General features: G+C 59.2%; 12 protein-coding genes. 11 read left to right on the top strand and 1 reads right to left on the bottom strand.

The genetic code is table 11. The annotated features are described in order from the left end of the window. Positions 1–4: 4 nt before the first annotated feature. Complete coding sequence (locus BMX55_RS03705; RefSeq protein WP_091452871.1) at positions 5–586, bottom strand: superoxide dismutase; 582 nt, start codon at positions 584–586, stop codon at positions 5–7. Positions 587–767: 181 nt separating this feature from the next. Here BMX55_RS03705 and BMX55_RS03700 point away from each other — a divergent pair, with 181 nt between their 5' ends. From BMX55_RS03700 to BMX55_RS03650, 11 genes are all read left to right on the top strand, one after another. Continuing rightward, a complete protein-coding gene (locus BMX55_RS03700) occupies positions 768–1355 on the top strand; it encodes a hypothetical protein (protein ID WP_091452868.1) in 588 nt (195 codons plus the stop codon). A gap of 7 nt (positions 1356–1362) precedes the next feature. Beyond that, complete coding sequence (locus BMX55_RS03695) at positions 1363–2001, top strand: GNAT family N-acetyltransferase (RefSeq protein ID WP_091452864.1); 639 nt, start codon at positions 1363–1365, stop codon at positions 1999–2001. Positions 2002–2003: 2 nt separating this feature from the next. After that, positions 2004–5153: a glycosyltransferase gene (locus BMX55_RS03690; protein ID WP_177172812.1), complete on the top strand. Its 3150-nt coding sequence runs from the start codon at positions 2004–2006 to the stop codon at positions 5151–5153. Continuing rightward, complete coding sequence (locus tag BMX55_RS03685) at positions 5146–6153, top strand: hypothetical protein (protein ID WP_091452855.1); 1008 nt, start codon at positions 5146–5148, stop codon at positions 6151–6153. The genes BMX55_RS03690 and BMX55_RS03685 overlap by 8 nt, the downstream gene beginning before the upstream one ends. Positions 6154–6215: 62 nt before the next feature. Further along, on the top strand, positions 6216–6857 hold the full coding sequence (locus tag BMX55_RS03680) for a MotA/TolQ/ExbB proton channel family protein (RefSeq protein WP_091452852.1): 642 nt from the start codon (positions 6216–6218) through the stop codon (positions 6855–6857). Then, on the top strand, positions 6854–7288 hold the full coding sequence (locus BMX55_RS03675) for an ExbD/TolR family protein (protein WP_091452848.1): 435 nt from the start codon (positions 6854–6856) through the stop codon (positions 7286–7288). Before BMX55_RS03680 ends, BMX55_RS03675 begins: the two co-directional genes overlap by 4 nt. Before the next feature lie 20 nt (positions 7289–7308). After that, complete coding sequence (lpxK, locus tag BMX55_RS03670) at positions 7309–8334, top strand: tetraacyldisaccharide 4'-kinase (protein ID WP_425432039.1); 1026 nt, start codon at positions 7309–7311, stop codon at positions 8332–8334. Between the two features lie 21 nt (positions 8335–8355). Further along, entirely contained in the window at positions 8356–8553 is a 198-nt protein-coding gene (locus BMX55_RS03665) for a Trm112 family protein (protein WP_091452845.1), read from the top strand. Further along, positions 8550–9356: a 3-deoxy-manno-octulosonate cytidylyltransferase gene (kdsB, locus tag BMX55_RS03660; protein WP_091452842.1), complete on the top strand. Its 807-nt coding sequence runs from the start codon at positions 8550–8552 to the stop codon at positions 9354–9356. Before BMX55_RS03665 ends, kdsB begins: the two co-directional genes overlap by 4 nt. 102 nt (positions 9357–9458) lie before the next feature. Continuing rightward, positions 9459–10115 (top strand): adenylate kinase, encoded by a 657-nt coding sequence (gene adk, locus BMX55_RS03655; protein ID WP_091452838.1) that lies wholly within the window; start codon positions 9459–9461, stop codon positions 10113–10115. A 97-nt stretch (positions 10116–10212) separates the two neighbouring features. Continuing rightward, complete coding sequence (locus BMX55_RS03650; RefSeq protein ID WP_091453205.1) at positions 10213–11178, top strand: DUF808 domain-containing protein; 966 nt, start codon at positions 10213–10215, stop codon at positions 11176–11178. The last annotated feature ends 51 nt before the right edge of the window (positions 11179–11229 follow it).

Raw genomic sequence — 11229 nt, 5'->3', positions numbered from 1 at the left:
GCGATCAGGCGAAGTTGGCTTGCGCGAACTCCCAGTTCACCAACTTGTCCAAGAAGGTAGCAACAAAGTCTGGGCGACGGTTGCGGTAGTCGATGTAGTAGGCGTGTTCCCACACGTCCACGGTCAGCAGGGCTTTGTCTTCAGTGGTCAGGGGGGTGCCTGCAGCGCCAGTGTTGACGATATCGACCGAGCCGTCGGCCTTTTTCACCAGCCAAGTCCAGCCCGAACCAAAGTTGCCCACAGCAGACTTCACAAAGGCTTCTTTGAAAGCCGCATAGTTGCCCCACTTGGCATTGATGGCCTCGGCCAATGCGCCGGTAGGTTCACCACCGCCGTTGGGGGTCATGCAATTCCAGAAGAAAGTGTGGTTCCAGATTTGGGCTGCATTGTTGTAAATGCCGCCAGAAGCCTTCTTCACGATTTCTTCCAAGCTCAGGCTTTCAAACTCAGTGCCCTTTTGCAGGTTGTTCAGGTTCACGACATAGGCGTTATGGTGCTTGCCGTGGTGAAACTCTAGGGTTTCTTGGCTGTAGTGGGGAGCCAGGGCGTCAATAGCGTAGGGCAGGGGGGGCAGGGTATGTTCCATTATTTTCCTTCGTGGGTAGTTCAAACAATGCAGCACCGCCGTACAAACGGTGGTAGCAATGTTGCATTGTAGAAAGTAATTCCAGTTTGGGCTGGCCCATGCTAGAGTGGCACAAAATCTCAGGGCTTACTCCGGTCTGCGGGTGCCTGTTTTTGTTTTACCCTTCAGAGGCTATTGCGGCATGCTCAAAAAATTCTCTACTTTGCTGCTGACTGGCAAAGCAGCCACTCTACCTTTTTTGATGCAGCAGGCCCACGCCCTGACGCCCGCCTATACTGATATCGTGACGACCCAAGTGACTCAGGTGGAGTTGCCGCTTGCCAACAAGGTGCGTCTTGATAGCTTGGGCAGCGCCACCAGCAATGGCGCTGTTACCTTGTGTGATGACGCTGGAGTGAGCAATGCTTTGTCTTTGGTGGTCACAGGCCTGAAAGACCGCGACTTGGTGTATGTCGTCACGTCTACTAACACTGGTGGCAATGAAATACTCAACCCTAAGCTTAAAGTGGGTATGGCTGGCTTGAAAGTGCCAGTCGCCACAGGGGTAACGGCACCTGCTAATGGCACGGTGGCCCTGACCATTCCCCTAAATCTGGGGGCCTTAGGTTACTCCCTGACGCGGGGCAATTCCTTCTATATGCAAACCATTGTGCTGCCTGAGGGCAGTTATGAGAATGGGCTTCCTGTATGGGCCAATGCCCGCGTCTCGGAACTAGACCAAATCAGCGTTAATGCGTGTGTCAGCACTTACGGTGGTTCTACCTACTGACCCGGTTTTGCAGCCCCCTTCTTCGCTCTCGGCAGACCGCCAGTTCTATTACCAAGGTGCCTCCTGCGCTATCCGTGCACTAGAGGGAGCGGATATCTTGCAACTCTATCCGCAGCCCACGGTGGCTGCGGCGTTGGCGGCTTACCGCCCTTCCTACCAGCCACATGAGCACCCCTTGCACGACTGGGTGCAGCGCTTGCAGTGGCTGGCACAATTGGATCCCCCGGTAGAGCGCGAGGCTTTGGTGCTGCATCGCAGTAGCAACACCCCGCTAGGATTTTTAGCCCTGAGTGCGGTGGATTTGCCCAATGCCAAGGCAGAGATGTCGGTGGCCTTTTTCCGGGGGCAGGGCAGCCGTCCAGCCTTGGAGGCAGTGCATTGGCTGCTCGATATGGCTTTTATCCATCTCCCTTTTTACAAACTGGTGTTTTGCGTGCATCCTGACAACCACGCCGCCATCCAGTTTCTACAAGGCTTGGGCATTGCACGAGAAGCCATTTTGCGCAAAGAGTTGCGCACGGCTGACGGCCAACGCACCGATTTGTGGCGCTATGCCCTGCTGCAACCTGAATGGCTCAGCAGCCCGGCCCGTGCGCGGCTACAACGTTTGGTGCCGCTGCAGCCGTTTTCTGCTACAGAGACTTGAGTATGCGCTTGCTGGTATTGGCTCCTCACCCCGATGATGAGCTGTTGGGCTGTGCCGCTTTGATGATGAACACCCTCGAACAAAGGGGCATGGTCAAGGTGGTGGTAGTGACGGATGGCGCTCTGGGTGGCAATCCGCAACAACGCTTGCAGGAGTTGCAGGCGGGTCTGGCAGTGCTACAAGCCCCGCCAGCGCAGTGCTGGGCCGCAGCAGATGGTGCCTTGCCGCTGGATACGGCTATTCAGCAGCGTTACCGCGCTTTGGTGGCCACGTACCAGCCCACCGATATTGCCTTGCCAGCACCGGGCGAAAACCATGCAGACCACCGCCGCCTGACACGGGGGGTGCTGTCTGCCCTCACCGGGCATTGGTCGGGCCAGTTGTGGTTTTATGAAACCACCAGCCCCCTGCCCCACCCCAACCATATTGAGCCATTGCGGCTGGAGCGCAAGCTCCAAGCGTTGGCCTGCCATGCTTCCCAGCAGACGCAGTATGACTACCAAGCCCACGCACGCGGCTTAGCCATTTTGCGCGGTGCGGCTATGGGTGCAGCGCATGGCGAGGCTTATGTGCGCTACCCTTGGGATGGCAGCGCGCAAAATTTCTTTGAAAACCGTCCGCTGGTCTCGGTGGTGGTACGTGCTGATGATCCCGCCCTGCTGGCCATCGCCCTGCACAGCCTGAGCGAACAAAGCTATGACCAGCTAGAGGTGATTGTGGTTTGGCATGGCGTCACCTTGCCCACAGAGGTGCCTCCCACCTTGCCTGTGCGCATATTGCAAGGGCCGGGGCCGCGCGCCGCCAATCTCAATGCTGGTGTGGCGGCTGCGCAAGGTGAGTATCTGGCCTTTCTCGATCAAGATGATGTCTGGCTGCCCAACCATTTGGCACTGCTGCTGACAGAGTTGGAGTCCGACCCAAAGCTAGATGTGTCTTATGGCGACTACCGATTGGCTACCTGTAGCTATCAGCAAGGTGTGGTGCAGGTGTTGGAAGTAGGCAAGCCAGTGGGCAAAGATTGGCGGGCAGGGCGCTTGTTGGCAGGCAATCATATTCCCCTACATAGTTATGTGTGTCGCACCCGATGGGCACAGCGTCTTGGCTTTGATGAGGCTTTGGATGCCTATGAAGATTGGGACTTTTTGGCCCGCGCTGAACTCGATGGCAGCACCCTGCGCCGCGTGCCGGAGCTGGTGTGTGAATACCGCCAATACCCCCAGCCCCAAGAGGCCGCTGACCTAAAAACACAGCATGAACGCAAGGGGTATCTGGTCTGGCGGCAAGCTGTGTTGCGCAAAATTGCTGATCGTCTCTCGTTGGCTGGGCTCCAGCGTTTGGTCGATCTGGTTGATACCTTAGAGACGGAGCGCGACCAAGCCCAAACCCACGCCCAAGCATATGAAACCCAAGCCCAACGCAGCCAGCAGCAGCTGCGCAGTGCACAACACACCCTGACCCAGATAGACCGCTGGGCCGATTTGCTGGCACCGGGGCCAGTGGCTAGCACTGGCCTGAGCCGTTTGGCGGGTCGGGCTTTTACCTCTGGCCCTTGCTTTGCCATCGTGCTGCCCGTTTGCGACCCAGCCCCTGAGTTTCTGGCCGAGGCCGTGCATTCGGTATTGCAGCAAAGCTACCCCCACTGGCAATTGTGCATTGCCGACGATGCCAGTACCCACGCCCCAGTGCTGGCGCTGCTGGATCGTTTGCAACTCTTGGCCGCCCAAGACAGCCGTCTGCGTTTGCAGCGCCGTCCCCAACGTGGTGGCATTGTGGCTGCCAGCCAAACCGCCATCGCTTTGGCCGATGCCGATTGGGTGGCTTTTCTGGATCATGACGACCGTCTTGATCCCGACGCCTTGTTGGAAATGGCCGCCCATGTCCATGCCCATCCGGGGCTAGAGTGTCTCTATACCGACAGTCGGATGATTGACCGCAATGGTGTTGTGTTGCACACCTACCGCAAGCCGGGCTGGGCTCCAGAGACGCTACTGCACCTCAATTACATCAACCATTTCACGGCAGTACGCCATGATGTGTTCCAACAGGTGGGGGGATTGCGGGCAGGCTTTGATGGCAGCCAAGACTGGGATTTGTGGCTGCGGTTGGCAGTGCGCCCGGCGCTGCAAGTCGGGCATGTGGCCCAGCCTCTGTACGATTGGCGTGCCACTGAAACTTCGGTGGCCTACACCGCCTTGAGCAAGCCCTACGTGCTAGAAGCGGCCTGCCGCAGCGTAGCCTGCCATCTTCAAGACCGGGGGCTGCACCACGTCAGCAGCCAAGCAGCCACGCAAGGGAGTGGTCTGCGCCATACATGGCAAGCAGCATTGCAACCCCTTACCGCCATCATCCCAACCCACCACAACCCAGAAGATTTGGCCCGGCTGTTCACTTCTTTGCTGTGCCAAAACTATCCCCTGCTACAGGTGCTGCTGGTATGCAACAACGTGCCGGCTGATGACCACGCCACGGCAGCACTGATAGCGCTGGCGCAGCGTCAGCCGCATTGGCGTGTTTTATACGATAACCAACCCTTCAATTGGGCTGCCCTGAACAACGCAGCCGCCCGCCATGTAGTCACCCCTTGGTTGCTGTTCCTCAACGACGATGTTGAGTTGAGCACACCAGATACCCTCGCCCAGTTGGCTCGCTACCTCACGCTGGATGCGGGCATTGGCATTGTGGGTGCCCGTCTAGAGTACGACCCAGAAGAGGGCGGCGGCCTACAGCACGACGGTATCGCTACTGATCCGGCATGGGGCGCACGCAACATCGTCGATGAACGCGATGGCAAGGGGCTCAATATGCCCCGCAATGTCTCTGCGGTGACTGGGGCTTGTCTGCTGACCCGGCGCACGGTTTTTGATGCCTGTGGTGGCTTTGATGAGCGTTTTGCTGTGTCCTTCAATGATGTTGACTTCAATCTGCATGTGCGCCAATTGGGCTGGCGTGTGGTGCAGGCCAGTGATGTCACTTGCATTCACCGCGAATCACGTACCCGTGGCGTGATGGATACCGAGGCCAAGCGCGCCCAACTCCAGCAGGAATCGCAGCTACTACGGAGCAAGTGGGGTAACTTCTTGCAAGACACCTACCGCTTGCACTACCAGATGCGCTACGCTGGCACCCGCATCATTGCCATGAACCATGACTGAAAATCCCCAGACCCACTGCGTGGTGCGAGCCATGACCGAGTCGGATTGGCCTACGGTGCAAGCAGGGTTTATGCACAGTTTTGTTGATCACCGCACACCAGCCGTTTGGGCGTGGCGCTACCAATGGCACTTGCCCGATCAGGTGGGCAGGCGTGCAGCCATCAGCCAAGCGCCGGATGGCACCGTGGCAGCGTTTGTCGGTGCCAGTGTGCATCGCTGTTGGCTACAAGGGCAGGAATGGCCTTTGTGTTTAGCCCGTGACCACTACAGCCACCCCCTTTGGCGTGGTCGCGTCGGTACTGCCCGTCAGGGGCCGTTGGTGGCGGCAGCACAAATTTTCCACACCAACGCTGATGCCAGCGCCGTGGCTATCGCGGTGGGGATTGGGCTTGAGCGAAGAGTACGTTTAGAGAGCCTGCTGGGGCTGTGTTCTTTGTACCAAGGTGGTAGTTGGTGGCGTCTGACGCTATCGGCCACGCACAAGCCAGAACACGGCTATACCGTCCAAGTGGTGCCCACCCATTTTGCCGAGCCTGTTTGGGATGCCCTGTGGGCAGAGCGTCGGCAGAACCTCCAAGCAGCGCTGGTGCGCGATCAGGCTTTTTTGGCTTGGCGCTTTGATGATCGCCAAGGGCGGTGTTATTGGCGCTTTGCGCTGTGGTCGGTACTGTCTGCGGTGCCACTGGGGTTTGTGGTGCTTACGCCCACGGCAGCAGGGCAGGCTGTGCTGGTCGATCTCATGTTACCTGAGCAGCCCCAAGCAGTTCGTGACGCTTGGAACCAGATCATCCAATGGCTACAAGGGCATGGCATCTCTGAGGTCAGCACCTTTCTGGGTCAAGCCTGCCCAGCGTATCCTTGGTTGGCCCGATGGGGCTTTATACCCACTGAGCCGCCATTGCCGGTGCAGGCTGTCTATCGCAGCTATAGCGCTGTGCCCGATGGCATAGACTTTGATCGTGATTACGCCTTCACCTTGGCCGATAGCGATCTTTATTGAACAGGTGGGGCCAAGGCAAGCTGGGAGATAATCGCCCTTTCCTTACCCGAACGGAGAACCCATTGTTGTCGATTATCCAAGCCGCAGGCTGGCCTATCTGGCCCTTGATGGCCTGCTCCGTTCTGGCGCTGGCGCTGATTATTGAGCGGTTTGTTACTTTGCGCACGGCGCGCATCACGCCGCCCCAATTGCTCCAAGAAGCCATGGCGGTCTCTGGTAGTGGTGTTCCCAGCCCCGATATGGTGGCCCACTTGGCGCAAAACTCTGCGCTGGGTGAAGTGCTGGCTAGCGGCCTGCAAGCCCTGAACACCAACCCCCGTTGCACCGAGGCTGACCTGCGCGCCACGATGGAAGGCACAGGCCGCGCTGTGGCCCACCGGTTGGAAAAATACCTCAGTGCGTTGGCCACCATTGCCTCGGCGGCACCACTGTTGGGCTTGTTGGGCACTGTGATCGGCATGATTGAAATTTTTGGTGCGCAAGTAGATGCTGGCGGCCTAGGGCAGGCGATGGGTGGGGGCAACCCAGCACGTTTGGCCCACGGTATCTCTGTGGCGCTGTACAACACCGCTTTTGGCCTGATCGTCGCTATTCCCGCATTGATCTTCTGGCGCTATTTTCGCGCCCGTGTAGACGCTTATTTGCTCACGCTGGAGTTGTCGGCAGACCAGTTTGTGCGCCATCTGATCCAGTTGCGCAAATGAATTTCCGCCCGCGCCAGAAAGAAGAACCGGAGATCAACTTGATCCCGTTCATCGACGTTCTGCTGGTGATCCTCATCTTTCTGATGCTGACCACTACCTACAGCAAGTTCACTGAGATGCAACTGACGCTGCCTGTGGCCGATACCGAACAAATGCGCGACCGGCCCAAAGAGATCATTGTGGCCGTGGCGGCTGATGGACGCTATGCCGTCAATAAGATGGTAGTCAATGGCAAAGGCGTAGACTCTATGGCCAGCGCCCTGCGCAATGCCGCCAAAAGCCAGTCTGGCAGCATTATTGTGATTAGCGCCGATGCCACCGCCACCCATCAGGCCGTCATTACGGTGATGGAGGCGGCTCGCCGTGCGGGGCTGACACAAATTACCTTTGCCACCCAGTCGTCGGCCAGTGCTGGGGTTGGTAATCCCTGAGTCTTTGTGCAGCGGCTGCCTTGGCGCAGCCTGCTGCCTGCCACACCATGTCTGAAGCCACATTGCGCCGCCTATGGCGCTATCGGGGTTGGGGTGCCAAGATACTGTGGCCGCTCTCTCTGCTTTATGGGCTGCTAGCGCGTGGGCGACAAGCCCTTTACCGCGTGGGTTGGTTGCCAGCACAACATCCGGGGGTGCCTGTCATTGTGGTGGGCAATGTGATTGCCGGTGGTGCGGGAAAAACGCCGGTAGTGATGGCCGTGGTGCGCCATTTGCAAAACCAAGGCTGGCGGCCAGGGGTGGTGTCACGCGGCTATGGCCGCCGCAGCCACGACTGCCGCAGCGTACCACCCGACAGCCACCCAGATGATGTGGGTGATGAACCCCTCCTGCTGGCACGGGCCTGCAAGGTGCCGGTGGCCGTGGCCGCAAAGCGCATGGATGCGGCCCGCCATTTGCGCGCCCAGCACCCAGAAGTCAACATCATGGTGTGCGATGATGGGTTACAGCACTGGGCTTTAGAGCGCGACATCGAAATCTGTGTTTTTAATGAAGAAGGGATTGGCAATGGCTGGCTGCTGCCTGCTGGCCCCTTGCGTGAGTCTTGGCCCCGTGCGGTGGATTTGGTGGTGCATGCAGGCAACCCCCCAACCAGTAGTGCCCCCACCTTTGCCCTAAAGCGCCAACTAGCCCCTTGGGCCGTGCGCGCCGATGGCACACAACTGCCTTTGGCGGCACTGCAAGGCCAAGGGTTGGTGGCGGTGGCGGCTATTGCCCGCCCTGAGCATTTTTTTGCCATGTTGGCCGCTCAGGGCTTGCAGGTAGAGCATGCTGTGGCCTTGCCCGATCATTTCAACTTTGATGGTTGGCGCAGTCCAGCCCAGCCCGGCCAGCCCCTGCTGTGTACAGAAAAAGATGCCGCCAAGCTCTGGCGGCACCATCCTGAAGCGCTGGCAGTACCGTTGCACGTAGAGATCGCCCCCGGCTTTTTTACCGCCCTCGATGCCTGTCTGGCCCGCACACTATCATCACGCTCCTCTTCTTGACATTCTTTGCACTGCACCATCATGGACTCCAAACTGCTTGAACTGCTGGTCTGCCCCGTCACCAAAGGCTCGCTCATTTACGACCGCGAATACCAAGAGCTGGTCTCGCGCAGCGCCCGGCTGGCCTACCCGGTGCGCGACGGTATTCCGGTGCTGCTCGAAGACGAAGCCCGCACCCTGACCGATGATGAGTTGGAACACTGGGCTGCTGCCGCATGATGTCTGCTGCCCCCTTTACCGTGCTGATTCCGGCACGGATGGCGTCTAGCCGCCTGCCGGGCAAACCGCTGGCCGATATTGCTGGCCTGCCGATGGTGGTGCGCGTGGCCCAACGTGCCGCGCAAAGCGGTGCCTTGCGTACCGTGGTTGCCACCGACGATGCGCGTATCGAGCAAGCCTGTGCCGCCCACGGCATTGAATCTATCCTGACCCGCCCCGACCACGCCAATGGCAGTGACCGTTTGGCCGAAGCCTGCGCCCTGCTGGACTTGTCTGGCAACGATGTGGTGGTCAATGTGCAGGGGGACGAGCCACTGATCGATCCGCTGCTGATTGCTGCGGTGGCGGCACTGTTGCACCAGCATCCAGACGCCAGTATGGGCACCGCTGCCCACGCCATCAACAGCCAAGCCGATTACACCAATCCGAACATCGTGAAGGTGGTGCTGGATGCGCGTGGCATGGCGCAATACTTTAGCCGTGCCCCTATTCCGCACGCCCGTGATCTGGCGGATAGCCCTTGGTGGGATGGCCGTGCATTGCCAGCCTATCCGCAGGTTGCTGCCTTGGCGGGTTTTGCGCCGCTGCGCCACATTGGTCTCTACAGTTATCGGGCCGGTTTTTTGCGTGATTTTCCACAGTTGGCCCCGGCCCCCACTGAGGCTCTGGAGGCGCTGGAGCAACTGCGTGCCCTGTGGCATGGCCATCGCATTGCGGTGCATGTGGCTGCCACGGCCCCCGGCCTAGGGGTGGATACCCCCGAAGACCTAGATCGGGTGCGCGCCTTGCTGGCGTCAGGCTAGGCATAGGTTGTGCGTGCTATCCTTGTCCATTGACAAGAGTGCTGCGCCCAGAGTTTTTCTGGTCAGCAGCTGCCATCGCTATTTACATCCAGAGGACTTTCCATGAGACTGATTCTGCTCGGCGCACCCGGCGCTGGAAAAGGCACCCAAGCCACGTTCATCTGCCAAAAATATGGCATTCCACAAATCTCTACCGGCGACATGCTGCGCGCTGCCGTCAAGGCCGGTACGCCCTTGGGCATTGAGGCTAAAGCAGTGATGGATGCCGGTGGTTTGGTCAGTGACGACCTCATCATCAACTTGGTCAAAGAGCGCATTGCCCAGCCTGACTGCGCCAATGGTTTCTTGTTTGATGGCTTTCCGCGCACTATCCCCCAAGCAGACGCCATGAAGGCTGCTGGCGTTAAGCTCGACTACGTGCTTGAAATCGATGTGCCGTTTGACGCCATCATTGAGCGCATGGGTGGCCGCCGCTCGCACCCCGCTTCGGGCCGCACTTACCACGTCAAGTTCAACCCACCCAAGGTGGAGGGTGCGGACGACGTCACCGGCGAGCCGCTGGTGCAGCGCGACGACGACAAAGAAGAAACCGTTAAAAAGCGTTTGGACGTATACAGCGCCCAAACCCGTCCCTTGGTGGACTACTACAGCCAGTGGGCAGCCCAAGAGCCTGAAGCCGCCCCCAAGTACCGCGCTATCAGCGGCACTGGCACGGTAGAAGACATCACCACCCGCGCCTTTGCGGCTTTGGCTGGTTAATCGCTACGGGCCTTGCCCAGTAATGCGCCCCGCCCCCGTGCGGGGCGTTTTGCTTTTGGTGGTGGCGCGTGTTACTTTTCTCTTTCAAGGAGCTGCTATGGCTGGAGCCAGTCTATTGACCCTGTTGGACGATATCGCCACCATCTTGGACGACGTGGCCTTGATGACCAAAGTAGCCGCCAAAAAAAGTGTGGCAATGGCCGACGATGTCTCGGTCATGACCAAGGTGGCAGCACAAAAGACGGCTGGGGTACTGGGTGATGATCTGGCCTTGAACGCGCAGCAGGTGGCCGGTGTGCGCGCCGAGCGCGAAATCCCGGTGGTTTGGGCGGTGGCTAAAGGCTCACTGCTCAACAAGGCCATTTTGGTGCCGCTGGCCTTGCTTATTAGCGCACTGGCCCCTTGGGCGGTCACGCCGCTGTTGATGGTGGGCGGGGCCTTTTTGTGCTTTGAGGGCTGCGAAAAACTCGCCCATGCCTTTTGGCATCCCCAGGACAGCGAAGAGGGCGAAGACGCTGCTGCCCCAGTGGCGGATTTGGCCGCGTTTGAGCGCGACAAGGTCAAGGGTGCAGTGCGCACGGATTTTATTTTGTCGGCAGAAATCATTGCCATCACGCTGGGTACGGTAGCGGCAGCACCGTTTATTCAGCAGGTGACGGTGCTGTCGGGCATTGCCATCATCATGACGGCGGGAGTGTATGGGCTGGTGGCCGGTATCGTCAAACTCGATGATCTGGGCTTGTGGCTGACCCGCCAAAGCAGCACCTTGGTGCAAGGGCTGGGCCGGGGCATTGTTGGGGCGGCTCCTTGGCTGATGAAGGGCCTGTCAGTGGCGGGCACGGCAGCTATGTTTTTGGTGGGGGGTGGAATTTTGGCGCACGGCGTGCCGTGGCTGCACCACCACATTGAGGCCGCCGGGGTAGCAGCCTTGCAATGGCCTGCGGGGGCACTGTGGCAGGTGCTGGTGCCCAACGGCCTCAATGCACTGCTGGGAGTACTGGCCGGGGCCATTGTATTGGCGGTGGTGCTGCTGGTACAGCGCTTGCGCGGCACAGCCCACTGAGGGGCGTGAGGGCTGCCACAGCCCCTATTTATGCCACCCCCTTTCTGGCTG

Origin of the sequence: Giesbergeria anulus (assembly GCF_900111115.1) — a bacterium.
GTDB classification, from domain to species: Bacteria; Pseudomonadota; Gammaproteobacteria; order Burkholderiales; family Burkholderiaceae_C; genus Simplicispira; species Simplicispira anulus.
Note: the sequence above shows the minus strand (reverse complement) of the source record. Positions and strands in the feature narration are given on the sequence as shown.

Excerpts from the sequence above, each read along its gene's own strand:
- BMX55_RS03700 (WP_091452868.1), top strand. The coding sequence starts at position 768 with ATGCTCAAAAAATTCTCTACTTTGCTGCTGACTGGCAAAGCAGCCACT.
- kdsB (WP_091452842.1), top strand. The coding sequence starts at position 8,550 with ATGATGTCTGCTGCCCCCTTTACCGTGCTGATTCCGGCACGGATGGCG.
- BMX55_RS03665 (WP_091452845.1), top strand. The coding sequence starts at position 8,356 with ATGGACTCCAAACTGCTTGAACTGCTGGTCTGCCCCGTCACCAAAGGC.
- BMX55_RS03650 (WP_091453205.1), top strand. The coding sequence starts at position 10,213 with ATGGCTGGAGCCAGTCTATTGACCCTGTTGGACGATATCGCCACCATC.
- BMX55_RS03675 (WP_091452848.1), top strand. The coding sequence starts at position 6,854 with ATGAATTTCCGCCCGCGCCAGAAAGAAGAACCGGAGATCAACTTGATC.
- BMX55_RS03690 (WP_177172812.1), top strand. The coding sequence starts at position 2,004 with ATGCGCTTGCTGGTATTGGCTCCTCACCCCGATGATGAGCTGTTGGGC.
- BMX55_RS03685 (WP_091452855.1), top strand. The coding sequence starts at position 5,146 with ATGACTGAAAATCCCCAGACCCACTGCGTGGTGCGAGCCATGACCGAG.
- adk (WP_091452838.1), top strand. The coding sequence starts at position 9,459 with ATGAGACTGATTCTGCTCGGCGCACCCGGCGCTGGAAAAGGCACCCAA.
- BMX55_RS03705 (WP_091452871.1), bottom strand. The coding sequence starts at position 586 with ATGGAACATACCCTGCCCCCCCTGCCCTACGCTATTGACGCCCTGGCT.